Here is a 24,467-nt window from a genome sequence, read left to right as displayed (position 1 = left end):
GCGCAGCCTGGACCGCGCCCCCTGGCTTACAGGTCGAAGAAGTATCGGGCGGCGGCCGTGCTGGTGATCGGTGCGCGATAGACGTCGAACACCCTGCCGCTGGCATCGCTGTAGCGCTGGCCGGGCATGTGCCGTTGCGCTGCTGTTTTCAGATGCCCGGCGGTGAAGTCAGCCTTGGCCGCGGTCATCGACGGGTAGTGGAAGTGCGCATACCACAGAACCTTGCCTGCATGGCTGATACTGTATTCGTCGAGAAAATCGGCGGGCCGGCCCTTGAGCCTGGCCAGTCGGTTGCGGCCCCCCGTGGCACGCAATTGCACGTGCCCGCCATCGGCCAGGTACATGACTTCACCCATGCGCGGTTTCTGCGTGAGGGCGGCTGACACGCGTAGCCGCGTCGCCGTTTCCTGCAACTCGTCCGCCAGCCTGCGCAGGGATCCGGCGACCAGCTCGGCATCCTTGCCGGCACGGGCCTCGTCGGTTTCGTTGTTCTCGGTCAGACATGTCTCGATGGCGTTGACCCGTTCGAGCAGGCGGGTGCGTTGATAAAGCACGCTCTCCTCGATTTCCACCGGCAGATAGCGATTCGCGTGCGCTTGCAGGTTCGACACCTCGTCGCGGGCCTGCTCAAACAACGTGTCGCTCTCCCTGAGCAGGCGTTTGAGGGGCATCTGGATTGGGCGTGAGGTAGGCTGGTCAGGCTTGAGCTCCACCCAGTCGCCCTGCTTGAGGTGGTAGGTGCGCGCGGGTGTCTTGTCCTCCGGCCCGGGAATATCGACGGTGTTGGCATCGTCGCTGCGCGGATCGGCCAGGAGCAGCCCGTGCTCGGTGGTCTCGATCAGCCCGGGCACCTTCTTGCGCAGTTGCCCCAGTGTACTGATTGGCGGGTAATCGGGCAGTTCGTTCAGGTCATTGCGGTTTCGCTCAAGCACCCAGGCGAGTTGTTCATTTATCTCCTGTAGAGTCTCCAGCGCCGCGCCGTCCTTGACCAATGTGGTGAAGATTTGCAGTTGTCGCGTCGCGGCCTGAAGGTGGCCGACGATACTGCGCAGCAATCTGGCGGTGATCTCGTCGTCGGCGTTTTCCAGCTTGAACAGTTTTGTACGCTGGGCAATACCCAGCTCGAAGCTGCTCCAGAAGCGATCACTCCAGTAGCACGCCTCGTCGCTCAGACCGTGTACCAGGCTCATGCGGTTGAGCAATCCTTCGAGACGCAAGAAGCGCAGGATCAGTTCTCTCTCCGCAGTTGCTGGCACACTGATAGCGAGGTCCCGCCATTGGCGGATCTCGGGTTGTTGGGGGCTGGCCAGCTTGTTCAGCTCATCCTGGCAGTGGCGCAGGCGTCGATTGTTACCGATCATCCGCTCAATCAAGGGCGCAAGTCTGTCCAGGCGAGCGGCGATGATTCTGACGTCCGTGGGGGTAAGCGTCTCACCGGCCTGCTGGAGGCGGGCAGCTTTGAGCAACTGGCTCCGATCAGGTTGATAGCGCAGGTGCAGGACCTTGTGCAGCAGCCGCTGGCAGAAGCTGTCCTGATACAGCGCGAAAGCATGGACTTTCTTGAAGTCCTTCACCGGCTGCAAAGCGTTGCGCTGTTTCAGGTGTTCGATATGCGTCGCCCAGAACGCCGACAGCGTGTCGAGCTTGTCCTGGCAGGTCTGCAGGCGGGCGTCATCTAGCGGTGCGGCCACCAGCTTCTCAAGGGTGGCCTGTTCCCGGATCCTGGCATCGATGGTGTCCTTGTCGGCCTTGATCAATGCGTTGACGGCGCGCAGGGCACTTTCCTTTTCCAGTTGCAGCTTGCGGATCTGCGCGGACAGTGGCATGCCCCCCTTGAGCGTCAACCTCAGGTCCAACTGCCAGCGTCCGGCCTCGTCGGGGCGCAGCCAAGGGCCTGCGGTTTCGTCAGGGCCGATGATGCGCATCTGGTTGCGAGGCATGTCGAGCATGACGTGGTACAGGTTGCCATGCAGCTGCGCATAGAACTTGTCACCCTGCAGGTACAGGCCACGCAAGGGGCCGCTGGGCACCGGTTCACCGAGTGAAGCGGGGATGATATCCGCCCGTAACGCGCGCAGTGCGGAGTTCTGCCCGGCAGTCAGGGATTGGGTGGATCGCGTCCAGCTGAAGTCGAGATGGAGCAAAGAGGCGGCCTGGACCACGGTGGGGGGCACGGGTTGCTGTTCGGATGCGCCAAGCGCCGTGACCGGTGCGCCAAGCGTGCGCGCCTTTGCGCTTTGCTCATGCAGGCGGGTAATCGAATGGGTGACCAGCAGCAGGGCGATATTGACCAGCAGGTTGACCGCGGCCTGCTCGTGCCCGGTGGGGTCGAGTTCGGCGTCGGTGTTGACGAAGTCGGCCAGCGCCACTTCCATCTGCGCCAGCCATGCCACCCTGCCCAGTGTGCCGCCCGCCAGGGGAAGCAGGGTGTTGAACAGCAGCCAGCCCAGCTCTTTCCAGCGCGTCCAGCGGGTCTGTGCGCTGGTCGAGGCATGCGCTTCAAACGTCTGGATCGATTCGTTGACGCAGGCAAGGTAGAGATCTGCGCCGACATCGCTGGAACTTGGTTCGATGGTCAGCTCCACCGGAGCTGGCCTGCCGAAAGGGATGGCGCTGGTGTCATCCAGTGGAACGAACAGGTGAGGCTCGAGGAAGCCGCCATGGGCATAGAATCTGTGGACTTCGGCCGGAAGGCGTTGCAGCAGGTCATCCTGCAGGGCGCCAGGGGTACTGATGGCCACGAACAGCGCCAGCCGATCGCTGAACTGCAACAGGCTATCCTCGTGCAGGGGACGGTACAACAGGCAACTGTCGGCACTGGGTGACCGTGGCTCGATGAGCCAGGTATTGCGTGGATAGTCCACTGTCGAGCCGGGGGCCTTGAGCAGGCCCAACGGTCGGATGACCCAGCGCTTCGGGTCATTGTCATCGTCGTCTGCGCTGCTGAACACCTGGCTGATATGGCTGGCAACGTCCTGATCCGCCAGTTTTCCGCGCAGGTAGAGCTCCTGCGCCAGTGCGGGCAATTGGCTGCCGAGTTGCGCGATGAGCAGGCGTTGACGCTGCTCGCGTTGGGCGCTGTCATCCAACAGCTTGCTGCGTAGCATGGCGGGGAATGCGCTGGCGATGTCCAGCTCGCTGACCACCGTGCGCAGGTAGTTTTCGTCCAGCCAGCCAGGCAGCAGGTCTGCGTTGTTCGAGAGCAACTCCACCCGCCCTGGCCTGAGCAGCCCGATATTGGCAATCGCCAATTGGGCGAGGGAGAAGGTGACGGGATCTACCTCGCCCGTGCTGGCAAGCCCAGGGCGCGCGGCGGCGGTGGCGATGGTCTGGTAGTTGACGACCCGGACCTGCCTGGGGTCAAGCGGGGCGCGCGGATAATCCGCTTCGAAGCGTGCGGCCAGTTGCCGGTAGGCGAAGTCTTCGGCATTGTCGATACCGTCGAGCCAGAACTGCCCGTTGGTATTCTGGCGGGACTGGGCGACGTCGAGCAGTAGCGTGCTGTAGCGCAACAACGGCTGGCTCCTGGCGTTACGCAGCCAATCCGGAAGAAGGGCCGATATCGCGTTGCGTTGCTTGGATTCGGCCTCGCTGCACAGGTCGAGCATGGAGGTAAGCCGGTCCAGCTCCAGGCTCATGTTGATGGCGTCGAGTCTGCTTCGATGGGCCGTGGCGCAATGGTCGATCACCCGTAGTTGCTGTTCCAGCACACCCAGCGCCATGCTTTCGAAGTCCCCTTGAGCGGTCTGACCGATACTGACTTCCCGGGAGGTGGTCCGGGACCTCGTGGGCCAGTATCGAGCGATGCTCTCCAGCATCTCCTGGCGGGAGGGGAAAGCGAGCAGCTTGCCTGTGAGGGTATAAAGCAGGGTCAGGTTGCGCCTGGGGTCGGTATCGCTGTGTTCGATCAGCAGCGCGCTCGCCAGTTCATTGTCCAGCGTCTCATCCCTGGAAAAGTCCGCGGCAAGCTGCCAGACGCGCAGGCCGGCTGTATTCTGCCGGTTCCTGTGATCGGGGTCGGAATGCACCAGCCTGGCGATGGCCAGGGCGAACGGAGGTAGGCTGCCAGCGTTCTGGTGGGCTTCGATGGCCTCCAGAAAACGGCTGCGAAGTTCTTCGGCGTACCAATGCCAGGGGGTTTCACCACTGCTGTCGAAGTGGCTCCAGTAGCTCGCCAATGATTGCCGGTACACCTCGAGCAGTAACGGTGCGTTGTCATTGATTAGCAGCTCCACCTGGTGCAGAGGTAGAGGCACCTGCCCGGCCGGATCACCATCGACGCGAGCGGTGAGGGTGTCCTCGCCAACCGTGAGGTTGAGTGTCCGGCGTATGCAATAGCGCTCAATGAGCACTTGCGCCAAGGGGCGAACCCACAGGTTGTCGGAACGTGGATTTCGGCTGGCGAGATAAAGTGCCCTTGGATCCTGGGTTGCGTTCGGTAGATAATGCGACCACTGAGCGGCGAGGACATGGTCTGCGGCGTCGAGCAGCTCCGGACGCTCGCTGAACCGTCTGGCAATCTTGCATTGAAGCGGGCTGGAGCGGGCAAGGCGCAGATGTGGTAGGTCGTGCATGATCAAGCCTCATACGTGAGTAAAGGTCGTATGAAGCGGGTTTACGGCGCTTCGCGGTCACTAACCCGCTACCTCCAGCCGCTGCGCCGTTTGCGTTCAGGCGTGATGAAAGCCAGAATCGTTACGACATATTGCTCCCTGGCCGTCGCAAAGCGGCGGCTGCGCACCAGTAGGCGGATTCCTGGCCATTTCGGACAAATCCTCCGTCATTTATGTTGCCCACTGCGACGCGGCACCTTAGACTGCCGCCCCCTGTAAAAGAGTGCCGGTTGGCGCTTGAAGAATTTCGCTACCGACGATACGTCGTCGGCGGCACCTGAATCGCCCAAATGCACATTTTTCATAGAGAAGTCGATGACCAAGGAACAGTTGCTGGCCATGTCGGCCGATGACTACATGAACGCCGAACAGCTCGCGTACTTCACCGCGCTGCTGCAGGCGATGAAAGTCGAAACCCACGAGCGCATCGAACTCAGCCGCAATTCCATCGAAAGCCTGGATACCCCATCGGATCCCGCTGACGTGGCGTCGGTCGAGGAAGAGCGCACCTGGCTGGTCAACGCCATCGATCGTGACCAGCGCCTGCTGCCGCAGTTGGAGATGGCCTTGGACCGCATCGCCGATGAAAGCTTCGGCTGGTGCGACGACAGCGGCGAGCCGATCGGCCTCAAGCGCCTGCTGATCAGCCCGACCACCAAGTACTGCATCGAAGCCCAGGAGCGTCACGAGCAGCTCGACCGCCACCAGCGGCAAGTCTGATCCAGCGCCCACGAAGGCCCCAGGGAGCGATCCCTGGGGCCTTCGTGTTTTCTTGCCCTGTATCAACGGGTGGCCGCCTGCATCCAAGTGAGCGTGGATAATGGCGTTATAGTGGCGTTTAATGTCGTCACAATAACGACATGTGGATGGATCACGAAGATGATGCGAGAAGGATCTCTGCGGGCTGGCGAAGGACCGCGGGCCACCCCCACCCATGCGGGAGCCGCCGTCGCCCTGGGGCGGGGCGTTGCGCTGTGCGCGGTACTGGCGGCGATGGCGTTCGCCGGGCTGTCCTTGTACCTGGCCCTGCCGTTGGCGCTTTTGGTGCTGTGGGTGCCGCTTGCGCGCAAGGCGGTCGTCGCGCAGTCGACGCCTGCCGCGGCCGCGGACAGTTCGCTGCTTCAAGAATTGGCCCGTGGCACCAGCCACAATGCGTTGTCGGCCGCTGCAGTGGCCCATTCGGTACAGCAATTGGCCGCCCGCGTGCAGTCGCAGTTAGGGGCTGCCCAAGACATCGTCGGCAGCGCCGAGATCATGATCACCACCGAGGAACAGACCGCTCAGCTAAGCCAGCAGGCACTGGAAGCCGCACGCTCAGCCCACGGCAGCAGCGTGTTAGGCAGCGAGGTGCTGGCCGAATCCATTCAGTGCATGCGTGATTTGAGTGTGCGTGCTTCGGCCAGCCGCGAGTTGATCGAGGCCTTGCATCAGCGCAGCGAGGATATCGCCCGGGTCACCCTGGTGATCCAGGGCATTGCCAGCCAGACCAACCTGCTGGCGCTCAACGCCGCCATCGAGGCGGCGCGGGCGGGTGAACATGGCCGTGGTTTCGCGGTGGTGGCCGACGAGGTGCGCGGTCTGGCCGGGCGCACCGCCAGCGCCACCGAGGAAGTGGGGCAGATGGTTGCCGACATCCAGGCGCGAACCGCCCAGGTGGTGGCGCAGATCCGCACGCTGGCCGAGGACCTGGGCAAGGGGGTCGGCCAGGTCGAGCAGGCCGGTGGGCAACTGGCGCAGATCGCTAGCCTGGCGGCCAGTGTCGAGGGTCAGGTGAGCGAAATAGCTGGGGGTACCCAGATCAACCAAGCCCAACTCGACACCCTGTTCCAGGCCGTGGCCCAGGTGCGCGGCGATCTGGAGGTCAGCGACCAGCAGACCCGGCGCCTGGCCAAGGCGGCGGTGCAAATGGAGGGGCAGGTGGAAAGCCTCAGCGAACGGTTGGCCGAGGTCGGTCTGGACGCCTACCACCAACGGGTGTTTGAACTGGCGCAGGCGGGTGCGCGGCATATCGGCGAGCGTTTCGAGGCGGATATCGAACAGGGGCGCATTGGCTTGGACGATCTGTTCGACCGGCAATATCGCCCGATTGCCGGCATGCAACCTCCGCGTTTCACCACGCGCTTCGACCACTACACCGATACCGTGCTGCCACAGCTCCAGGAGCCGTTGCTGCAACACGATGGGCTGGTGTATGCCATCGCCTGTACCCAGCAGGGCTATGTGCCGACCCACAACAATGCCTTCAACCAACCACTGACCGGCGATATCGCCCATGACACGGCGCACAACCGCAGCAAGCGCCTGTTCGACGACCGCACGGGCGCTCGCTGTGGCAGTCATCAGCAGCGTGTGCTGTTGCAGACCTATACGCGAGACACGGGAGAGCTGATGCACGACCTGTCGGTACCGATCTTTGTCGCAGGTCGACACTGGGGTGGCCTGCGTCTGGGGTATCGCCCCGAACCCGGGCTCGACTGACGCGATTTGTTGCCCGGAATGTAACACTGCTGTTCTGCCTGGCGCCTTATTCGCAAGCGGTCCAGGACGTATCATAGGCATATCGTTAGGTGGCTAATTAAATTCCGGAGGGAATTATGACGAGCCGAGTCGACGTGGCCGTGATGATCGGCAGTGGTGTGCCACGGTCCTTGCAGGCCTTGGGCATAAGGGTGTGCTGGGTAGTGTTGGTTGACGGCGAGCGCCGTGGCACCGCCTTCGCCAGCCGCGACGAGGCCCTGGAATGCCAGGCTGCGTGGCAACAGCAGGTGGATAGGAGCCACGCAGCGTGAACCCTCAGCGCTCCAGGTAGCGTGCGAGCTCCCAGGCGTCCTGGTAGCGTTGGCGGAATCCGTGGACTTTGCCGGAGTTGGTTTCAGTGATGTGGAAGAAGCTGATGCCGGCGGCCACGACGCTATACCGGGAGATACCTGGCACTGCCGTGCGACAAGAAATGCTACGTGCCTCTCGACGGAATTCGGTGTTTTCGTGCATATTCCTGTACCTGTAATGCGCGATGAAGGGTTGGGGCACACTTGAGCTGAAGTGTCGCCCCCAGTAGTCGCATCTTTCCTGACCCTTTAGCTGTCAGGTATTACGGTTCCTATTTGCGGATAGTTTGCCGAAGCACGCCGGATGTTCCAGCGGGGAAATGTTCCCTGCTTGGCGTATCGAACCTGTGCGTGGATCTTCGCTTACCGAATCCATGGTCCATCGGACTTCGACTTGAAGTGGTTGCCACCCCACGCCAGCGGCGTGCGCGGTGCGGCCCGCTGTAATTGATGTGAGGAGCTTTTCATTGGCAGTCAGTACTCTTGATACCCATGCGTTGTTTGCTCTGGGCGATTTGCGCGCCAAGCTGGTCAAGTTGTTCCAGGGGCGTTTCGTGTATGTCACCGAGCAGAACCCCGACGGCCTGTACATGGCCGAGATCGATACCGACGATGCCATGGTGGTCGACGACAAGCAGCGCCTGGAGCTGAAAGTGGGTGACCACTTCCGTGCCGCCGTGCTGCCCAGCCGCGAAGGCGGCAAGCTCGAACTGCGTTTTCGCGAGATCAAGTTCAATGTCTACGGGCAGGGTGACTACGCCTTCGTTTCCGTGCCGGAAGGCGAGGCTATCGTGTTCCGTGAAGGGCAGGGCGTGATGCTTGTGTTCGCGGCCCAACAGCAGGTTCAGGAAGGCCTGGGCAAGCTACTCAAGGCGGTGACCGGCAAGGTCGCCAAGTGGCGCAAGGGCGAGCTGACCACCTTCAAGGCCAGCGAGTGAGCGACGCCACCACGCCTGCCTCGCGGGCCGACTTCCACCGTGAACATCAGGCAAGGGCGATCGAACAGGCCGAGCGCCTGCTGGCGCGTCGGCTGGAACTGCAGGGCGCTTGGCTGGCCTGGGTGGCCGGCGAGCTCTACCAGATGAGCCCGCCGCCCTTCGTTGCCATGGTGCGCCGCGAGCTGCAGCGCCTGAGCCAGGCCTGAGGCTCAGTTACCGCGATCACGCCCGCTGCTGACTTCTTCTGGTACCTCCTCGCCCGAGGTGCGCTTGCGAAACAGCGCGGCCCTGGCCAGCAGCAGGGTGGTCACCGGCACGGTGATCGACAGCAGGATCGGGATCAGCCAGGCGTGCAGCACCGGGCTCTGCTTGAGCACCGAGAAATACAGGATCGAGGCCAGCGCCACGCACCAGGCGCCGATGGTCGAAGCCAGTGCGGGCGGGTGCATGCGCTGGAAGTACTCCTTCAGGCGCACCAGGCCGATGGCGCCGACCAGCGCGAACAGGCTGCCGATAAGCAGCAGGGCAGCCGTGACCAGCTCCAGCCAGAACGGCAATACCACGCTTTCGTTCATTCGATCACCTCGCCACGCAGGAGGAACTTGGCCAGGGCGAAGGAACCGACGAAGCCGAACAGGGCGATCAGCAGGGCGCCTTCGAAATAGGTATCGCTGGCGTAGCGGATCCCCAGTACCAGCATCATCAGCATGCCCAGGATGTACAGGTAGTCCAGGGCCAGTACCCGGTCCTGGGCGGACGGGCCGCGGAACAGCCGGATCAGCGTCAGCCCCATCGCCAGGGCGAAGATGAACAGGCTGGCGAGGACGGCATTGGCGAGCAGGCCGCTCATTCGAAGATCTCCATCAGCGGGCGTTCATAGGTGTGTTTGAAATGTTCGATGAACGCCGGTTCGTCGTCCAGATCGAACACGTGCAGCAGCAGTACGCTGCGGTCCAGGGCCAGTTCCGACCAGATGGTGCCCGGCACCACGGTGGTGATCATCGATAGCGCCGCCAGGCCGTGCGCGTCGCGCAGGTTCAGCGGGATGTGCACGAACGCCGAGCGCGGCGGCGTGCTGCCGGCGCGCAGGACGCCACGGGCGACCTGCAGGTTGGAATGGATCACATCAAGGCCGACCCGGCCGATCAGCTTGGCAATCACCCAGGGCCTGCGCACGTGGGCATGCTGCGGGCGCAGCGGCGCCATCAAGATCGGTGCGAGGATGCCCAGCAGGGCGCCCAGCAGCAGGTTGCCCGGGCTGACCGACAGATTGAGCAGCAACCACAGCACGAACAGCGCAATGGAAAGCAGTGGCGCGGGGAGCAGTCGATTCATGGTTGCACCTCCAGGCCAGCGGTGGTCGGGCCGGGCAACGGCCGGGTCGCCATCACTGCCTTGATGTAGGTCTCCGGCGTGCGCAGGCTGGCGGCGGTGTCCTGTGTGTAGCGCAGCAGCGGCTCGGCCTTGAGGCTGAGGAAGATGCACAGGCCCAGGAGGATGACGATGGGCACGCATTCATAGCGACGCAACACCGGGGAAGGGCGTTCCTCGGGCTTCCAGAAGCGCTGGATGCCGACGCGGCCGAAGGCGATCAGCGAGGCCATGCCGGACAACACCAGCAGGGTGACCAGGATCCAGCCCGCGGTGCCCAGTGGCTGCTCAGTGGCAACTCCCAGGCCTTGCGGGTTGAACAGCGCGCTGATCAGGTTGAGCTTGCCGATGAAGCCCGACAGTGGCGGCATGCCGATGATCAGCAGGGCGCAAGCTATGAAACTCAGGCCGAGGAAGGCCATGGTCCAGGGAATGATCTGGCCGATCACCGCCTGCTGCTCGTCGTCCAGGTTGATGCCCTTGGGCGGGTGCAGCGATTCCAGGGGCGAAGGCATCGCATCTTCTTCATCGTCCAGCGGCGCCTCGTTGGCCGAGCGCGAGCGCTCAACCAGCTCGGCCAGCAGGAACAGCGCGCACAGGGCCAGGGTGGAGCTTGCCAGGTAGAACAGCGCGGCGCCGGTCAGGATCGATTGGCCGAAGCCGACGGCGGCCAGCAGCGTGCCGGCGGACATCAGGATGCTCAGGGCTGCCAGGCGCTCCAGGCGCTGGGCGGCGAGGATCGACATGGCCGCCACGGCCAGGGTCGCCAGGCCGCCATACACCAGCCAGTCGCCACCGAAGAACGCCGAGGCGCCGGCCTGGCCGGAGAACAGCAGCGTCCACATGCGCAGGATGGCGTACAACCCGACCTTGGTCATGATCGCGAACAGCGCGGCCACCGGTGCGCTGGCCGACGAATAGGCCGGCACCAGCCAGAAGTTCAACGGCCACATCCCGGCCTTGGCCAGGAAGGCAATGGCCAGGATCGCCGCGCCGGCATGCAGCAGGCCGCGGTCGGCTTCTGGCACCAGCGGCACTTTCAGCGCCAGGTCGGCCATGTTCAGGGTACCGGTCACGCCATAGAGCATGGCCGCGCCGACCAGGAACAGCGACGAGGCAAACAGGTTGATAGCGATGTAGTGCAGCCCGGCCTTGACCCGCGCCCGCCCCGAGCCATGCAGCAGCAGGCCGTAGGAGGCCGCCAGCAGCACCTCGAAGAACACGAACAGGTTGAACAGGTCGGCGGTGAGGAAGGCGCCGTACAGGCCCATCAGCTGGATCTGGAACAGTGCGTGAAAGCTGGCCCCGGCACCGTCCCAGCGTGCCCGGGCGAACAGCAGGGCGCTCAAGCCGACGATGCCGGTGAGGGTAAGCAGCAGCGCCGACAGGTGATCGACCACCAGGGCGATGCCGAACGGCGCCGGCCAGTTGCCTGGCAGGTAGACGCCAATGGACTCGGCCTGGCCCTGGGTGCGCACCCACATCAGCAGGGTAACGGCGATGCCCAGGCCAAGGGCGGTGGACAGCAGGTTAAGGCGCGCCTTGAGCCAGCGGTGTTTCTCGCCAATCAGCAGCATCAACGACGCGGTGACCAGCGGCAGCAGGATCGGCGCGATGATCAGTTGGTTCATCCCGCTCATTCCTCACGCTCCCGGCCATCGACGTGGTCGGTCCCGGTCAGGCCGCGGGAGGCCAGCAGTACCACCAAAAACAACGCGGTCATGGCGAAGCTGATGACGATCGCGGTGAGTACCAGTGCCTGGGGCAGCGGGTCGGTGTAGTGCAGCAGGTCGTGGGGCACGCCGTCCTTGATGATCGGCTCCTTGCCGATGAACAGGCTGCCCATGCTGAAGATGAACAGATTGACCCCGTAGGACAGCAGGCACAGGCCCATGATTACCTGGTAGGTACGCGGGCGCAGGACCAGCCAGACCCCGGAGGCGGCCAGGACGCCGATGGCGACTGCAATGACTTCTTCCATCAGGCGGCTCCTGCTTGGCTGGACTTGGCGGGGCGGTAGGCGCGCACTGACTGGTGGGCCAGGGCGGTGAGGATCAGCAGGGTCGAGCCGACCACCACGGTGTACACGCCGATGTCGAAGAACAGCGCGCTGGCCACGTGTACGTCACCGAGCAGCGGCAAGTGCAGATGGGCGGTGTGGGTGGTCAGGAACGGGTAGCCCAGCAGTATCGCCCCGGCACCGGTGAGGGTGGCGCAGAGCAGGCCGGTGCCCATCCAGCGCAGCGGACGCAGGCTCATCTGCGCCTCGACCCACTGGGTGCCGGCGACCATGTACTGCAGGATGAACGCCACCGACATCACCAGGCCGGCGACGAAACCGCCGCCTGGCTGGTTGTGGCCGCGCATGAACAGGTACATCGACACCAGCAGGGCGATCGGCAGCAGCAGGCGCACCAGGGCGGCCGGCACCATCATGAAGCCGAGCGCGGTGTCGGTGGCCTGGCGTGGGTTGACCAGGTCGGTGACCACGTCCGGTGCCAGCAGGCGTTGCTGCGCCGGCAGCTGCATGCTCTCCTTCGGCGGGCGGAAGCGGCGCAGCAGGGCGAACACGGTCAGCGCCACGGCCACCAGCACGGTGACCTCGCCGAGGGTGTCGAAGCCGCGGAAATCCACCAGCATCACGTTGACTACGTTGGTGCCGCCGCCCTGGGGCAGGGCGCGGCTGAGGTAGAACGACGAGATGTCGTTGGGCGTCGGGCGGGTCAGCATGGCGTAGGACAGCAGTGCCATGCCGCCGCCGACCAGCACTGCCAGCACCAGGTCGCGCAGGCGCCGCAGGCGTGCGCGGTCCTGGCTGCCGGGCAGCGGCGACACGCCTTCGATACGCCGTGGCAGCCAGCGCAGGCCGAGCAGGATCAGCACGGTGGTGACCACCTCGACTGCCAGTTGGGTCAGCGCCAGGTCCGGCGCGGAGAACCAGACGAAGGTGATGCAGGTCATCAGGCCGCAGACGCCGACCATGATCAAGGCTGCCAGTCGGTGATACTTGGCCTGGTAGGCGGCGCCGATGGCGCAGGCGATAGCGATCAGCCAGAGCGCGACGAACACCCCGGAGCCCGGGATCTTTGGCCGGTCGCCCCAGCTCAGGCCACTGTACAGCAGAGGTACCAGGCCAGCGACGAAGGCCGCCAGTGCCAGCATGAACAGTTGCGTCTGCAGGCGCTTGGTGGTCAGCAGCCGCTCGCCATGCCGGGCCAGCAGCATCAGGCGCACCAGGCCGTGCTCGAACAGGCGCTTGCCGTTGAAACGCTCGATCAGCGGTGGATAGGGGAAGCGGCCGCGCTGCAGCTGCTTGCGTAGCAGCAGGTAGAGCACGATACCGCCGGTCATGGCGATCAGGCTCATGATCAGCGGCGCGTTCCAGCCGTGCCAGATGGCCAGGCTGTATTCCGGCAGCACGCCACCCACCACGGGGGTCGCGGCCGCGGCCAGCAACGGGCCGACCGATTGCGCCGGGAAGATGCCGACCACCAGGCAGGTGAGCACCAGCAGTTCGACCGGTGCGCGCATCCAGCGTGGTGGTTCGTGAGGCGTGTGCGGCAGGTCCTGGGCCGGGGGGCCGAAGAACACATCGACGGTAAAGCGCAGCGCGTAGGCCACGCTGAAGGTTCCGGCCAGGGTGGCGATCACCGGCAGGGCCGCTTCGACCCAGGCCGTGGAGGTGATGAACACGGTCTCGGCGAAGAACATCTCCTTGGACAGGAAACCGTTCATCAGCGGCACGCCGGCCATCGAGGCGCTGGCGACCATGGCCAGGGTCGCGGTGAACGGCACCAGGCGGAACAGGCCACTCAGGCGACGGATGTCACGGGTGCCGCTCTCGTGGTCGATGATCCCCGCGGCCATGAACAGCGAGGCCTTGAAGGTGGCGTGGTTGAGGATATGGAACACTGCGGCGACCGCCGCCAGCGGGCTGTTCAGGCCCAGCAGCAAGGTGATCAGCCCAAGGTGGCTGATGGTTGAGTAGGCCAGCAGGCCCTTGAGGTCGTTCTGGAACATCGCGGCGAAGGCGCCGAGCAGCAGGGTGGCGGCACCGGCGCCGCCGACGATCCAGAACCATTCCTCGCTGCCCGACAGCGCCGGCCACAGGCGGGCCAGCAGGAACACCCCGGCCTTGACCATGGTCGCCGAGTGCAGGTAAGCCGAGACGGGGGTGGGCGCCGCCATGGCATGGGGCAGCCAGAACTGGAAGGGAAATTGCGCGCTCTTGCTCAGGGCGCCGATCAGGATGAGGGGCAGCAGCACCGGGTACAGCGCATGCTGGCGGATGGTGTCACCGGCAGCCAGGACCTTGTCCAGGTCATAGCTGCCGACCACATGGCCGAGCAGCAGGGCCCCGACCAGCAGGCACAAGCCGCCGGCCCCCGTGACCATCAACGCCATGTAGGCGCCGCGGCGGGCGTCGGCGCGGTGGTGCCAATAGCCGATCAGCAAGAACGAGAACAGGCTGGTCAATTCCCAGAAGAAAACCAGCTGGATCAGGTTGCCGGAGATCACCAGGCCGAGCATGGCGCCCATGAACGCCAGGAAGAAGGCGAAGAAGCGCGGCACCGGGTCCTGGGGCGACATGTAGTAGCGGGCGTACAGCGACACCAGGGTGCCGATGCCCAGCACCAGCAGGCTGAACAGCCAGGCGAAGCCGTCCATGCGCAGGACCAGGTTCAGGCCCAGGCTCGGCAGCCAGAGGAATTCCTCGCGGATCACCCCGCCATCGGCGACCTGGGGGTACAGCAACGCCACCTGGACAGTGCCGACCAGGGCCACGAGCCCGGCAAGAATGGACTCGGCGTTGCGTGCGTTGTGCGGCAGTACAGCCGCCAGGCAACTGCCCAGGAAGGGCAGAAGCAATAGCACAATCAATGACATAGCGTTCTGTTCTGAGAAGTTTGCCAAGGATCATACGTGCCGGACGGTTGATCACCAACACGCAAGCGGTTGCAGGATCCTACAAATGTGCTGTGACAAGCTGTTTTTTTATAACAGTTTCTTTCAGAGCATAGCGGCTGAGCGAATGTCCGTGGGGCTGTATTCAACGCTTGCGGATTGTCTGTGAAGGCGGGGGGCTTACAACCCCGCCTCGCGCTCGCGGGCCTCATCATCCTGCAAGGCGCTGGCCTCATCCTGGCGACGAATCTTCAGCTCGCTCACCACCACCGCCAGCACGATCAGCAGCCCGCCGACCAACGCCACGCCTGGCAGACGCTCGCCGGCGATGCGCCCGACGATGCCGGCCCACACAGGTTCGCCAGCGTAGATCAGGGTGGCGCGGGTCGGCGAGACCGACTGCTGCGCCCAGTTCATCGCCACCTGGATCACCGCGCTCATGGCGCCCAGGCCTACCGCACTGATGAGCAGCAGCCAGGAAAAACCGGGCAGTTGTTCCTGGGTCGGCACGATCATCAGGAACGACAGCGCCGAGGCGGTGGCCAACTGCACCACGGTGACCCGGCGCACATCGACCTGGCCGGCGTAGCGACTGATCAGGATGATCTCGCCGGCGATCGCCACGGCGCTGACCAGCGTCACCAGTTCGCCTTCACTGAAGTGCAGCGCGCCGCCCTCGGGGCCGGCCAGCAGCATCAGGCCGACGAAGGCCAGGCCGATGCCCAGGCTCGGCATCAGGCCCGGGCGGCGGCCCAGTACCAGCCATTGCAGCAGAGGCACGAAGGGCACATAGAGCGCGGTGATGAACGCCGACTGGCTGCTGCTGATGGTCTGCAGGCCCATGGTCTGCAAGCCGTAGCCCAACATGATCGAGACGCCGATGAGCACGCCGGCCTTGAGCTCGGTGAAGGTCAGCCCCGACAGCGAACGGGCCGACACCAGGCCGACGAACAGGGCGGCGGCGGCAAAGCGCAGGCCGACGAAGAACATCGGCCCGCTGACGGTCATGACGTTGTGCACGATCAGGAAGGTGCCGCCCCAGAGCATGGTGATGAACACCAGCACCAGTTCGGCCTTGCTCAGGCGCAAGCTGACGGTGGGTTTGCGGGCGGGGGCTTGGCTCATGGTCTTGCGCACTCGGAAGGGGCGGCGCACAATTCGCCGCAAAGTGGGCAGTATACTGCGCACCCCCTACCAGTGAGCAATATAGTGCACAAAGATTCCGAGCACCGTGCATCGGTGCTGCAGCATGTCAGCCAGAACGTTCGCCGCTTGCGTGGCGACGCCGGCCTGAGCCAGGCCGCCCTGGCCGAGCGCTCCGGGGTCAGCCGGCGTATGCTGGTGGCCATCGAGGCTGGCGAGAAGAATGTCAGCCTCACCACCCTGGACCTGATCGCCGAAGCGCTGGGGGTGGCGTTCAGCACCCTGATCCAGGCGCCGGACCGCCGCGACCCCAGCCGCATCGAAGAGCTGGCCTGGGCCGGTGTGCACCCTGCCAGCCGCGCCGTGCTGCTAGGCAGCAGCCCGGCGCGACGCGAGGTCGAGTTGTGGGAGTGGACCCTGGCCCCCGGCGAGTGCTACGCCAGCGAAGCCGATGCCGCCGGCTGGAGCGAGCAGATCTATGTGACCGAAGGCCGCCTGACCCTGATCATCGAAGGGGGAGAGCGGCAACTGGGCAAGGGCGAGTTCTTCGTCTTCCCCAGCGACTGCCGCTACGCCTACCGCAACGATGGGCAGGAGTCGGTGCGCTTCGTGCGCAACGTGGTGATCTGAGTCCTCAACCGGCCAGCAACTCGTCGGTACTGGTCACCCTGGCGTAGGCGAATGCCAGCGCGGCCATTGCCGAGGCGTGCACATCGGCCGCCGCAACCGTCTTGCCGTCGAACTCCAGCGCCAGCGTCGCGCAGGCATCGTAGGCCACGCTGACTTCATAGCCGAAGTCGGCGGCGGCGCGGGTCGCGGCATCGATGCACATGTGGCTCATGCTGCCCGCGATGGTCAGTGCCTTGATGTCGTGCTGGTCGAGCAGCGCCTTCAGCTGGGTGTCGCGGAAGCTGTTGACCTTGTGCTTGAGCACCACCGCCTCGCCGGCCGCCGGCGCGACCTTGGGGTGGATCTGCGCGCCGGCCGAGCCTGGCACGAAGAAGGGTGCGTCGGCGCTCTCGAACTCATGGCGCACATGCACCACTAGGTCGCCACGCTCACGGGCCGCGGCCAGCAACCGGGCGGCGTTGTCGGCGGCCGCCTCGGCGCCGTCCAGGGTCCATTTGCCACCGGGGAAGTAGTCGTTCTGGATATCGATGATGATCAGGGCGCGCTTGCTCATGGTGCCTCCTGCGGCAGTAGTGATGAACTGCCGATAGTTATAGGCTGTGGCGACCCGATCGAGGATAGGCGCGAGCGACACAATGACGGCAAAAACTGACAGCCTGGAAATCGGCGTGCTGATCTATCCCGGCGCCCAGAGCGCGGCGGTGCACGGCCTGACCGACCTGTTCGCGGTGGCCAACCGGGTCGCCGCGCAGCTGGGCGCACACGATCTGCCGGTGCTGCGGGTGACCCATTGGCAGCTCGATGGCGCGGGGCAGCTGCAGGTGGTGCATGACAGCCAGCCGGCAAGCGGCCATGCGCTGCGGGCGCTGATGATTCCGCCGAGCCTGGCGGCGACCCCGTCTGCCGAGGTGTTGCAGGCCCATCGCGCCGCGCTCAGTCAGGTGCACGGTCAGGGTACCGTGCTGGCCTCGGTATGCATCGGTGTGTTCCTGGTGGCCGGCAGCGGCCTGCTGGATGGTCGGGCGGCCTGTACCCATTGGAACTATGCCCAGGCCCTTTCCGATCGCTTCCCCAAGGTGCGGGTGCAAGGCAGCCAGCCACTGCTCGACGACGGCGACATCGTCACCTCTGCCGGGCTGATGGCCTGGACCGACCTCGGCTTGCACTTGATCGAACGCTTCCTCGGCCACACCCTGGCCCGCGAGACGGCCCGCTATCTTGCGGTCGAGCCCTCGCCGGCGCCGCTGCCCGGCGCCCTGTTCCAGCCGCGCCTGGACCATGGTGACGAGGCGGTGCTGAAGGTGCAGCACTGGTTGCAGGCCGAGGAGGCCCGGGATGCCGGCCTGGCCGACATGGCCGGTTGCGCGGGCCTCGAGCCGCGCACCTTCCTGCGTCGCTTTCGCGCCGCCACCGGCCTGCGTCCCACCGAATACGCGCAGCAGGTGCGGGTCGGCCGGGCTTGCCGCTTGCTGGAGTTCACCCGGCGCAGCGTCGACCAGATCGCCTGGGGCGTCGGCTATCAGGACCCCAGCGCTTTTCGCAAGGTGTTCCAGCGCCTGACCGGGATGACCCCCAGCGACTACCGGCGGCGCTTCGCGGTCATCAGCGGCTGAGCCTCGCTGCTGGTCGGGTGCGGCCCCGGGCCCTCATCGGCGAGGCGGTCGTGATGGTTGCGCAGCGGGCATTCCTTCAACGACATGCAGCCACAGCCGATGCAGCCGTCGAGCTGGTCGCGCAGCATCACCAGCTCGTCGATGCGCCGGCTCAGGTCGTCGCGCCAGCGCGCCGACAGGCGTTGCCAATCGTCGGCAGTGGGCGTGTGATCGCAGGGCAGCGCCTGCAGGGCGCTGGCGATGTCGGCCAGGGCGATGCCCAGGCGCTGGGCCATCTTGATCACCGCCACCCGACGCAGCATGGCACGCGGATAGCGGCGCTGGTTGCCGGCGTTGCGGGTGCTGTGGATCAGCCCCTTGGTCTCGTAGAAGTGCAGCGCGGTCACGGCCACGCCGCTGCGCGCGGCCAGCTGGCCGACGCTGAGCAGGCGCTCCTGGGCGGAAGGGGGCTTCATTGGCAATAAAATCCTTGACCTTGAGTTAGCTGGAGGTTTTACCCTTCACGACCATCTGCTGCAAGAGCCCAAAACGAGGAGATGCGTCATGGCGGCCAACACCCATTCCCTGTGGTTCACCCAGATGATCGAGTACGACGTGCCCCCCTTGCGCCAGGATGCCCTGGCCGAGGCCCTGGTGGTGCGCAGCGAGCACCTCGCGCAACGCTGCGATGGCCTGCTCAGCGTCAGCATCCAGGTCAGCGACGACGGTCGCCGGGTGCTCCAGCACCTGCGCTGGCAATCGCGCCAGGCCTGGGCGGCCGCCGCTGGCTGCTTCATCGAGGAGCCGTTCCTCGACCTACTGGGCGAGCACCGGGCCCGTGGGGTGAACTTCGCCGCGTACCAGACGCTACGCAGCCTGGTGCGTGGCGCCGACGGCGGCCTGCACTGCCAGCTGGGCAGCACTCAGGCGTACCAGGGCGCGTAGTGCGGGTAGCGGTCCAGGCGCGCGCCGATGACCATCTCGCTGATCCAGGCCGTGAGCAGGGCGCTATAGGCTTTCTGACTCTCTTCGCTGGACAGCGCGTGGTCGGCGCCATCGACCAGGCGGTGGGTCATCGAGTGGGCGCCGACGAAGGCCGAGCGATAGCTCATCAGCGTGCTGTGCGGCACATAGTCGTCCTGTTCGGACTCCACCAAGAGCACGTCGCCGGCGAATTCGGCGCAGGCGGCCAAGGCGCGGTTGTCGGCAGGGCCGAGCTCACGCAGGCGGTAGGCGTTGAGCCGCTGGCGGTCGAGGGCCTGCTTGGGCGCATCCCATTCATCGTCCCAGTAGAGGGCCGGCACCCTTAGGGCGAGCCATTTGACTGGCCGGTGACGGGTGAGCAGGGTGGCCAGGTAGCCGCCGTAGCTGCTGCCGATCACGGCAATGGCGCCGGGGTCGACCGATGGCTGGCTGGCCAGCCGGTCGTAGGCGGCCAGCAGGTCGGCCAGGTTCTGCTCGCGGGTGACGGTCAGGCGCTGGCTCTCGGTCTTTTCGTGGCCGCGCAGGTCGAAGGTCATGCATACGCAGCCAAGCCCGGTGATCTGCCGGGCGCGGGCCAGGTCGCGCTGCTGGCTGCCGCCCCAGCCATGGACGAAGAGGATCCCCGGCATGCGGCTGCCCGGGCTGACCAGGGTGCCGACGATGCTTTCGCCCTCGACCTGCAGTTCAACGGTTTCACTCTCGATGGTCATGGTCACGTATCCGTGCATATTTGCTGAGTTGTCCAAGTTCACTGTCGTGGCCCTGATAGAACAGGGTGGCGTCGGTGGGCAGTTGCGCGTCGCCAAAGACCTCGTGGGTTGACGCGCGTAGCCGTTGCAGCGCCGGGTCGGCGGCGAAGGCCTGCAGCGCGAGGACCTCGGCGGGGCTGGCACCGCCCAGTCGCCAGGATTGCTCGAGCACGCCGCTGCGCAGGTGTCCGTGATGGTCCTGGCCGCGGGCGATGTCGTAGTTGCGCCGTGAGGCGATGAAGGCTGGGAAGTAGCGCTTGGCAGCCTCTTCATAGGTCATGGCCTGGTTGATGGCCAAGCGCAGGTGATCCTCAAGTGGCAGCTGCAGCAGGTGCTGGTAGTCACCGCGCACGATCACCAGGTCGGAACCACCATATACCTCGGTGCCCGCATGATCGCGGGTGAGGTGCTGGGTGCCGTGATAGCTCAGGGTCAGCCCGGCCACGCGTACCTGGCCGACGCTGAAGGTCTCGACGGCATCGAGGTCTTCCTCAAGCACCAGGCCCCACAGCCCCAATTGCTGTTCATCCATTGCCTCCAGCAGCGGCTCCAGGGCCTGACCATCAACGATCACCTGCTGGCCCCGACCGGCGCAGGCCAGTACCGGCTTGATCCTCACCGGTCCATCGCGCAGCAGCAGTTCGGCAGCGCGCCGGGCATCGGCCTTGGAGAACACGGTATAGCCACGCAGCAGGGCGTCGCTGGCGTGTTGGGCAAAGGCGTCGGTCCAGCCGGGAGGGAAGATGGCGTCTGCCGGTAGCGGGTGGGAGATAGCCTTGGTGGCCATGTGCGGATGGCTGACCATGCCGCCGAACAGGTCATGCTCGTCGTGGACGCCGAGCGCAGCGTACCGCTGCGCGTCGACCAGGGTCTGGGTCGGTACATAGTAGTAAGCGGCCGTTTCGGATTGCGTGGGCGATGGCTCGACCCGCTCGACACCCAGCAGAAGGGCTAGGTGATCGGCAATCTGCAGGTGGACCGCCCGTTCGTGCTCGGGAGTGTGCTCGCGGGTGTCGAGCAGCACGACGGCGCTTTTCGGTTCGCGTGAGTGGGGCATGGCCTACCTCGCGTACGCACGGTATGTAAGGGTTGTGAAGGCCCGTAGCCGGTTTAGTTCAGGGGGGATGGATCGACGGTCGGCAGGGCAGTTGGGGCAATGCATACCTTGTTACGGTCGTGGTGATTGCGGGCGTCTGCCGGGTGTTTCATTATCAACGCCTTGGACCCGTCGACACCTATCCGCAGGAGTGCGCATGAACAGTCAGTCCCCCCTTCACGAATCCGTCCCGGCGCGCCTTGCCCGTGTGCGCGAGGCCATGGCCCGGGAGGGCGTGAATGCCCTGTTGGTGCCTTCGGCTGACCCGCACCTGTCCGAGTACCTGCCGGGCTATTGGCAGGGGCGGCAGTGGCTGTCCGGTTTCCTCGGTTCGGTGGGGACGCTGGTGGTAACGGCTGACTTTGCCGGGCTGTGGGCTGACAGCCGTTACTGGGAGCAGGCGGAAAAGGAGCTGGTCGGCAGTGGTATCGAGCTGATGAAGCTGCGCCCCGGCCAGCCCGGGGCGCTGGAATGGCTGGGGACGGAGGTGGACGGCACGGTCGCGGTGGATGGCGCGGTCATGGCCCTGGCCTCGGCGCGGCAACTGGGCGAGCGCCTGCAGGCGCGTGGTTCGACGTTGCGCACCGATCTCGACCTGCTGGATCGGGTATGGGTTGACCGCCCCTCGCTGCCGGGTAATCCGGTGTACCAGCACCTGCCACCCCATGCCACGGTCAACCGTGCGCAAAAACTCGTTGAACTGCGCAGCACGCTGCGGGAAAAGGGCGCCGATTGGCACTTTATCGCCACCCTCGACGACATCGCCTGGCTGTTCAACCTGCGTGGTAGCGATGTCTCCTACAACCCCGTGTTCGTTTCCTTCGCGCTGGTCAGCCAGGACAAGGCGTTCCTGTTTGTCGGGCGTGACAAGGTCGACGGCCACCTGCGCCAGGTACTGGCGGCCGATGGCATCGAGGTCCGCGACTACGCTGAGGTCAACGACGCGTTGGCCGCGATTCCGGCAGCAGCCAGTCTGCTGGTGGACCCGGCGCGGGTTACTCGCGGCCTGCTGGACAATTTGCACGAGCAGGTGCGACTGGTTGAGAGTATCAACCCGACCACCCTGAGCAAATCGTGCAAGGGAGAAGGGGATCTCGTTCATATTCGCCAGGCCATGGAGCAGGATGGCGCGGCGCTATGCGAATTCTTCGCCTGGTTCGAAGCGAACCTCGGCGTGCAACCGATCACCGAACTGACCATCGACGACCAGTTGAGCGCAGCCCGTGCCCGTCGTCCTGGCTTTGTGTCGCTAAGCTTTTCGACCATCGCGGCGTACAATGCAAACGGCGCAATGCCGCACTACCGCGCCACCGAAGAGTCCCATGCCGTCATTGAGGGCAATGGCCTGCTGTTGATCGACTCGGGCGGCCAGTACCTGGGCGGGACCACCGATATTACGCGGATGGTGCCGATCGGCGAGCCGAGCCATGAGCAGAAGGCCGATTGCTCCCGGGTGCTCAAGGGCATGATCGCCCTGTCGCGGGCCAGGTTCCCGCGTGGGATACTCTCGCCGCTGCTTGATGCCATCGCCCGGGCACCGATCTGGGCCGATCAGGTCGAGTACGGCCATGGCACCGGTCACGGTGTCGGCTATTTCATGAATGTGCACGAAGGCCCGCAAGTGATTGCCTACCAGGCCGCGGCCACACCGCAGACGGCCATGCAGCCGGGCATGATCAGTTCCATCGAGCCCGGCACCTACCGCCCAGGGCAGTGGGGCGTGCGGATCGAGAACCTGGTGGTCAACCGCGAGGCCGGTACCAGCGAGTTCGGTGAGTTCCTTTCGTTCGAGACTTTGACCCTGTGTCCAATCGACACCCGCTGTCTGCTGGTCGAGACGCTGGGCAGTGAAGACATCGCCTGGTTGAACCGTTACCACCAGACGGTGCGGGAGCGACTGGCGCCGTTGCTGGAAGGCGAGGCGCTAGCGTGGCTGGAGCGACGCACTTCCGCGCTGTGAGCATGGTGTGCTGGTAACAAAAAGGGCAGCCATTGGCTGCCCTTTGTTTATCGGTTACTTGCAAATCACGATCATGCTACGGCTGGTATAGCCGGCCGGATTGATGCCGAACACATAGTCGCCAGGCTCTTCGTCGGTGTCGCCGGACCGGGCGATTACCTTGTAGCCTTTGCTGCCGCAGGAGCTGGCGGCCTTGCTGTAGCACTTGTCCCATGACGAGGAGAGCCCCGAGCAGTTGATATGCAGGCCCTTCTTCCCTCGCTTCACTTCGGTATTGGCTGTCGCGGCGCATCCAGCGATGGCCAGGATGGCCAGGATGAGAAAAATACGTTTCATTCCTGTCCTTATTTGGCCCAACTGCACTCACGGGCCTGTGGTTTGCGCCTTGTCTCTTCCCTGATGGTCCCCAGCGTCCATGTACCGCTCAGTAGATAGCGTCAAGATTATATTTGGGTGACAGCTTAATCAGCCACGGCGGGCGGTACAAGGTTGCAAGCCTTCTAAATGCAAATATTTCTCAAATCAGTCGGCAGCCACGGCCGGGGCCGCATCCCGTTTCATCGACAGGGTCGCACCTACAGAGGCAGTGATGATGGCAAGGATTGCCAGCCATTGCCAAAGGGTAAGCTTCTCGCCCAGGAAGAGTAGTCCGGACAGTGCGCCAAAGGCCGGCTCGATGCTCATCAATGTGCCGAAGGTACGGGCGGGCATGCGGGTCAAGGCGACCATTTCCAGGCTGTAAGGCAGAGCTGTCGACAGGATGGCCACGCCCAGGGCCACGGGTAGCAGCGCAGGTGTCAGCAAGGCGCTGCCGGCGTGGGCGATTCCAATCGGGGCGACGAACAGGGCTGCGATCACCACACCCAAGGCCGCGGTCTGGATACCGTTCTCGGCTCCGGCCTTTTGCCCGTAGAGGATGTACAACGCCCAGCACACGCCGGCCCCTAGGGCATAGCCGGCGCCGATCGGGTCCAGCCCGCCGTCGGTCTGGCCGACGGGAATCAACAGCAGCAGGCCGGCGACCGCCAGGGAGATCCATAGGAAGTCCAGTGCCCGTCGCGAGGCCCATAGCGCCACGGCAAGCGGTCCGGTGAATTCAAGGGCTACAGCGATACCCAGCGGCACGCTGCGCAATGACATATAGAAGAGGAAATTCATGCCGCCCAGGGCCATGCCGTAGATAATCACGCTGCGCAGGGTGCTGGCATCCAGGCGAGCACGCCAGGGGCGCAGCAACAGGAGCATGATCACGCTGGCGAAGATGAGTCGCAGGGCGGTGGTGCCTTGGGCGCCGACGATGGGGAACATGCTCTTGGCCAGCGAAGCGCCGGACTGGATGGAGGCCATGGCGATCAGCAGCAGGCCGATGGGGAACAGCGTGGCGGCCAGGCTGCGGTTTGGGGTGTTCATGGAGGCTTCCGTTTTAGTGCGCGCAAGGGTGTGCAATATAGTGCGCACTGATGGAAGGGTTGGCAAGGTTGGTATTGGTGTGCAGATGAAGGTTGCGGCGAGTGGCTGGCGGCTCCTGAAGGGATACTTTTCATATGCTTGAAATAAAAGGTTGACGGGCTTTCAGATCCCCTTATAATGCGCCCCACTTCCAGCGACATCGGAACGAAAAACTCCTTGAATATCAATGAGTTGATTGTTGAAGAGGG

Annotated in this window: 24 protein-coding genes; 9 read left to right on the top strand and 15 right to left on the bottom strand. The window is 64.6% G+C overall.

What is annotated here, in order from left to right; genetic code table 11:
• Positions 1-26: 26 nt before the first annotated feature.
• The gene (locus AC25MA_RS24320) at positions 27-4,574 is read right to left on the bottom strand and encodes a hypothetical protein (protein ID WP_486972466.1); all 4,548 of its coding nucleotides are present in this window, start codon (positions 4,572-4,574) and stop codon (positions 27-29) included.
• 354 nt (positions 4,575-4,928) lie between these two features.
• Here AC25MA_RS24320 and AC25MA_RS24315 point away from each other — a divergent pair, with 354 nt between their 5' ends.
• The 3 genes from AC25MA_RS24315 (at position 4,929) to AC25MA_RS24305 (ending at position 7,402) form a co-directional block, all read left to right on the top strand.
• Positions 4,929-5,333, top strand: a complete 405-nt coding sequence (locus AC25MA_RS24315) for a TraR/DksA family transcriptional regulator (RefSeq protein WP_028690543.1) — start codon at positions 4,929-4,931, stop codon at positions 5,331-5,333.
• A gap of 273 nt (positions 5,334-5,606) precedes the next feature.
• Positions 5,607-7,091, top strand: coding sequence for a methyl-accepting chemotaxis protein (locus tag AC25MA_RS24310; protein ID WP_236179970.1), 1,485 nt, complete (start codon positions 5,607-5,609; stop codon positions 7,089-7,091).
• A gap of 116 nt (positions 7,092-7,207) precedes the next feature.
• The gene (locus AC25MA_RS24305; RefSeq protein ID WP_028690545.1) at positions 7,208-7,402 is read left to right on the top strand and encodes a hypothetical protein; all 195 of its coding nucleotides are present in this window, start codon (positions 7,208-7,210) and stop codon (positions 7,400-7,402) included.
• 4 nt (positions 7,403-7,406) lie between these two features.
• On the opposite strand, the gene AC25MA_RS24300 is transcribed toward AC25MA_RS24305, so the two are convergent.
• Positions 7,407-7,547, bottom strand: a complete 141-nt coding sequence (locus tag AC25MA_RS24300) for a hypothetical protein (RefSeq protein ID WP_155952684.1) — start codon at positions 7,545-7,547, stop codon at positions 7,407-7,409.
• Positions 7,548-7,908: 361 nt separating this feature from the next.
• Here AC25MA_RS24300 and AC25MA_RS24295 point away from each other — a divergent pair, with 361 nt between their 5' ends.
• Together AC25MA_RS24295 and AC25MA_RS24290 are read left to right on the top strand one after the other, a co-directional pair.
• On the top strand, positions 7,909-8,379 hold the full coding sequence (locus AC25MA_RS24295) for a hypothetical protein (protein WP_028690546.1): 471 nt from the start codon (positions 7,909-7,911) through the stop codon (positions 8,377-8,379).
• A complete protein-coding gene (locus AC25MA_RS24290; RefSeq protein WP_028690547.1) occupies positions 8,376-8,585 on the top strand; it encodes a hypothetical protein in 210 nt (69 codons plus the stop codon). Before AC25MA_RS24295 ends, AC25MA_RS24290 begins: the two co-directional genes overlap by 4 nt.
• 3 nt (positions 8,586-8,588) lie before the next feature.
• Here the strand turns inward: AC25MA_RS24290 and AC25MA_RS24285 are convergent, their stop codons facing one another.
• The 7 genes from AC25MA_RS24285 to AC25MA_RS24255 form a co-directional block, all read right to left on the bottom strand.
• Positions 8,589-8,954 (bottom strand): Na+/H+ antiporter subunit G, encoded by a 366-nt coding sequence (locus AC25MA_RS24285; protein WP_028690548.1) that lies wholly within the window; start codon positions 8,952-8,954, stop codon positions 8,589-8,591.
• On the bottom strand, positions 8,951-9,229 hold the full coding sequence (locus AC25MA_RS24280; RefSeq protein WP_011534656.1) for a K+/H+ antiporter subunit F: 279 nt from the start codon (positions 9,227-9,229) through the stop codon (positions 8,951-8,953). Before AC25MA_RS24280 ends, AC25MA_RS24285 begins: the two co-directional genes overlap by 4 nt.
• Positions 9,226-9,714 (bottom strand): Na+/H+ antiporter subunit E, encoded by a 489-nt coding sequence (locus tag AC25MA_RS24275; RefSeq protein WP_028690549.1) that lies wholly within the window; start codon positions 9,712-9,714, stop codon positions 9,226-9,228. The genes AC25MA_RS24280 and AC25MA_RS24275 overlap by 4 nt, the downstream gene beginning before the upstream one ends.
• Positions 9,711-11,390 carry a monovalent cation/H+ antiporter subunit D gene (locus AC25MA_RS24270; RefSeq protein ID WP_028690550.1) on the bottom strand — a complete coding sequence of 560 codons (1,680 nt, stop codon included), beginning with the start codon at positions 11,388-11,390 and terminating at the stop codon, positions 9,711-9,713. The genes AC25MA_RS24275 and AC25MA_RS24270 overlap by 4 nt, the downstream gene beginning before the upstream one ends.
• The gene (locus AC25MA_RS24265; RefSeq protein ID WP_028690551.1) at positions 11,387-11,731 is read right to left on the bottom strand and encodes a Na+/H+ antiporter subunit C; all 345 of its coding nucleotides are present in this window, start codon (positions 11,729-11,731) and stop codon (positions 11,387-11,389) included. The genes AC25MA_RS24270 and AC25MA_RS24265 overlap by 4 nt, the downstream gene beginning before the upstream one ends.
• Positions 11,731-14,637, bottom strand: coding sequence for a monovalent cation/H+ antiporter subunit A (locus tag AC25MA_RS24260; RefSeq protein WP_028690552.1), 2,907 nt, complete (start codon positions 14,635-14,637; stop codon positions 11,731-11,733). Before AC25MA_RS24260 ends, AC25MA_RS24265 begins: the two co-directional genes overlap by 1 nt.
• A 198-nt stretch (positions 14,638-14,835) precedes the next feature.
• Positions 14,836-15,780, bottom strand: a complete 945-nt coding sequence (locus tag AC25MA_RS24255) for a DMT family transporter (protein WP_207853033.1) — start codon at positions 15,778-15,780, stop codon at positions 14,836-14,838.
• Positions 15,781-15,864: 84 nt separating this feature from the next.
• On the opposite strand from AC25MA_RS24255, the gene AC25MA_RS24250 reads away from it, so the two are divergent.
• Complete coding sequence (locus AC25MA_RS24250; protein WP_186733953.1) at positions 15,865-16,428, top strand: helix-turn-helix domain-containing protein; 564 nt, start codon at positions 15,865-15,867, stop codon at positions 16,426-16,428.
• A 4-nt stretch (positions 16,429-16,432) separates the two neighbouring features.
• Here AC25MA_RS24250 and AC25MA_RS24245 read toward each other — a convergent pair whose 3' ends face one another.
• Complete coding sequence (locus AC25MA_RS24245) at positions 16,433-16,981, bottom strand: cysteine hydrolase family protein (protein ID WP_028690555.1); 549 nt, start codon at positions 16,979-16,981, stop codon at positions 16,433-16,435.
• Positions 16,982-17,063: 82 nt separating this feature from the next.
• Between AC25MA_RS24245 and AC25MA_RS24240 the strand changes: the two genes are divergently transcribed.
• Positions 17,064-18,041 (top strand): GlxA family transcriptional regulator, encoded by a 978-nt coding sequence (locus AC25MA_RS24240; protein ID WP_028690556.1) that lies wholly within the window; start codon positions 17,064-17,066, stop codon positions 18,039-18,041.
• Here AC25MA_RS24240 and soxR read toward each other — a convergent pair.
• On the bottom strand, positions 18,008-18,496 hold the full coding sequence (soxR, locus tag AC25MA_RS24235; protein WP_062363588.1) for a redox-sensitive transcriptional activator SoxR: 489 nt from the start codon (positions 18,494-18,496) through the stop codon (positions 18,008-18,010). The genes AC25MA_RS24240 and soxR overlap by 34 nt on opposite strands.
• A gap of 88 nt (positions 18,497-18,584) precedes the next feature.
• Between soxR and AC25MA_RS24230 the strand changes: the two genes are divergently transcribed.
• Positions 18,585-18,965 carry an antibiotic biosynthesis monooxygenase gene (locus AC25MA_RS24230; RefSeq protein ID WP_028690558.1) on the top strand — a complete coding sequence of 127 codons (381 nt, stop codon included), beginning with the start codon at positions 18,585-18,587 and terminating at the stop codon, positions 18,963-18,965.
• Here AC25MA_RS24230 and AC25MA_RS24225 read toward each other — a convergent pair.
• Both AC25MA_RS24225 and AC25MA_RS24220 read right to left on the bottom strand, forming a co-directional pair.
• Positions 18,944-19,714 carry an alpha/beta hydrolase family protein gene (locus AC25MA_RS24225; protein ID WP_028690559.1) on the bottom strand — a complete coding sequence of 257 codons (771 nt, stop codon included), beginning with the start codon at positions 19,712-19,714 and terminating at the stop codon, positions 18,944-18,946. The two genes, AC25MA_RS24230 and AC25MA_RS24225, sit on opposite strands and share 22 nt — an antisense overlap.
• Positions 19,698-20,810: a DUF3182 family protein gene (locus tag AC25MA_RS24220; protein ID WP_280060605.1), complete on the bottom strand. Its 1,113-nt coding sequence runs from the start codon at positions 20,808-20,810 to the stop codon at positions 19,698-19,700. Before AC25MA_RS24220 ends, AC25MA_RS24225 begins: the two co-directional genes overlap by 17 nt.
• Before the next feature lie 196 nt (positions 20,811-21,006).
• Between AC25MA_RS24220 and AC25MA_RS24215 the strand changes: the two genes are divergently transcribed.
• Complete coding sequence (locus tag AC25MA_RS24215) at positions 21,007-22,809, top strand: aminopeptidase P family protein (RefSeq protein WP_062363583.1); 1,803 nt, start codon at positions 21,007-21,009, stop codon at positions 22,807-22,809.
• A gap of 54 nt (positions 22,810-22,863) precedes the next feature.
• Here AC25MA_RS24215 and AC25MA_RS24210 read toward each other — a convergent pair whose 3' ends face one another.
• Together AC25MA_RS24210 and rhtA are read right to left on the bottom strand one after the other, a co-directional pair.
• Entirely contained in the window at positions 22,864-23,145 is a 282-nt protein-coding gene (locus AC25MA_RS24210; protein WP_028690562.1) for a hypothetical protein, read from the bottom strand.
• 186 nt (positions 23,146-23,331) lie between these two features.
• Positions 23,332-24,219 (bottom strand): threonine/homoserine exporter RhtA, encoded by an 888-nt coding sequence (gene rhtA, locus AC25MA_RS24205; RefSeq protein WP_182323545.1) that lies wholly within the window; start codon positions 24,217-24,219, stop codon positions 23,332-23,334.
• Positions 24,220-24,467: the final 248 nt, after the last annotated feature.

It is taken from the genome of Pseudomonas sp. P65(2024) (assembly GCF_057480955.1).
This window is presented reverse-complemented; position numbering and strand designations above follow the sequence as displayed.

What these genes read in the sequence shown, in the direction of transcription:
- AC25MA_RS24310 (WP_236179970.1), top strand. Translation starts at nt 5,607, where the DNA reads ATGGCGTTCGCCGGGCTGTCCTTGTACCTGGCCCTGCCGTTGGCGCTT.
- AC25MA_RS24230 (WP_028690558.1), top strand. Translation starts at nt 18,585, where the DNA reads ATGGCGGCCAACACCCATTCCCTGTGGTTCACCCAGATGATCGAGTAC.
- AC25MA_RS24240 (WP_028690556.1), top strand. Translation starts at nt 17,064, where the DNA reads ATGACGGCAAAAACTGACAGCCTGGAAATCGGCGTGCTGATCTATCCC.
- AC25MA_RS24305 (WP_028690545.1), top strand. Translation starts at nt 7,208, where the DNA reads ATGACGAGCCGAGTCGACGTGGCCGTGATGATCGGCAGTGGTGTGCCA.
- rhtA (WP_182323545.1), bottom strand. Translation starts at nt 24,219, where the DNA reads ATGAACACCCCAAACCGCAGCCTGGCCGCCACGCTGTTCCCCATCGGC.
- AC25MA_RS24220 (WP_280060605.1), bottom strand. Translation starts at nt 20,810, where the DNA reads ATGCCCCACTCACGCGAACCGAAAAGCGCCGTCGTGCTGCTCGACACC.
- AC25MA_RS24285 (WP_028690548.1), bottom strand. Translation starts at nt 8,954, where the DNA reads ATGAACGAAAGCGTGGTATTGCCGTTCTGGCTGGAGCTGGTCACGGCT.
- AC25MA_RS24320 (WP_486972466.1), bottom strand. Translation starts at nt 4,574, where the DNA reads ATGCACGACCTACCACATCTGCGCCTTGCCCGCTCCAGCCCGCTTCAA.
- AC25MA_RS24215 (WP_062363583.1), top strand. Translation starts at nt 21,007, where the DNA reads ATGAACAGTCAGTCCCCCCTTCACGAATCCGTCCCGGCGCGCCTTGCC.
- AC25MA_RS24260 (WP_028690552.1), bottom strand. Translation starts at nt 14,637, where the DNA reads ATGTCATTGATTGTGCTATTGCTTCTGCCCTTCCTGGGCAGTTGCCTG.
- AC25MA_RS24275 (WP_028690549.1), bottom strand. Translation starts at nt 9,714, where the DNA reads ATGAATCGACTGCTCCCCGCGCCACTGCTTTCCATTGCGCTGTTCGTG.
- AC25MA_RS24255 (WP_207853033.1), bottom strand. Translation starts at nt 15,780, where the DNA reads ATGAGCCAAGCCCCCGCCCGCAAACCCACCGTCAGCTTGCGCCTGAGC.
- AC25MA_RS24280 (WP_011534656.1), bottom strand. Translation starts at nt 9,229, where the DNA reads ATGAGCGGCCTGCTCGCCAATGCCGTCCTCGCCAGCCTGTTCATCTTC.
- AC25MA_RS24265 (WP_028690551.1), bottom strand. Translation starts at nt 11,731, where the DNA reads ATGGAAGAAGTCATTGCAGTCGCCATCGGCGTCCTGGCCGCCTCCGGG.
- AC25MA_RS24225 (WP_028690559.1), bottom strand. Translation starts at nt 19,714, where the DNA reads ATGACCATCGAGAGTGAAACCGTTGAACTGCAGGTCGAGGGCGAAAGC.
- soxR (WP_062363588.1), bottom strand. Translation starts at nt 18,496, where the DNA reads ATGAAGCCCCCTTCCGCCCAGGAGCGCCTGCTCAGCGTCGGCCAGCTG.
- AC25MA_RS24270 (WP_028690550.1), bottom strand. Translation starts at nt 11,390, where the DNA reads ATGAGCGGGATGAACCAACTGATCATCGCGCCGATCCTGCTGCCGCTG.
- AC25MA_RS24315 (WP_028690543.1), top strand. Translation starts at nt 4,929, where the DNA reads ATGACCAAGGAACAGTTGCTGGCCATGTCGGCCGATGACTACATGAAC.
- AC25MA_RS24210 (WP_028690562.1), bottom strand. Translation starts at nt 23,145, where the DNA reads ATGAAACGTATTTTTCTCATCCTGGCCATCCTGGCCATCGCTGGATGC.
- AC25MA_RS24245 (WP_028690555.1), bottom strand. Translation starts at nt 16,981, where the DNA reads ATGAGCAAGCGCGCCCTGATCATCATCGATATCCAGAACGACTACTTC.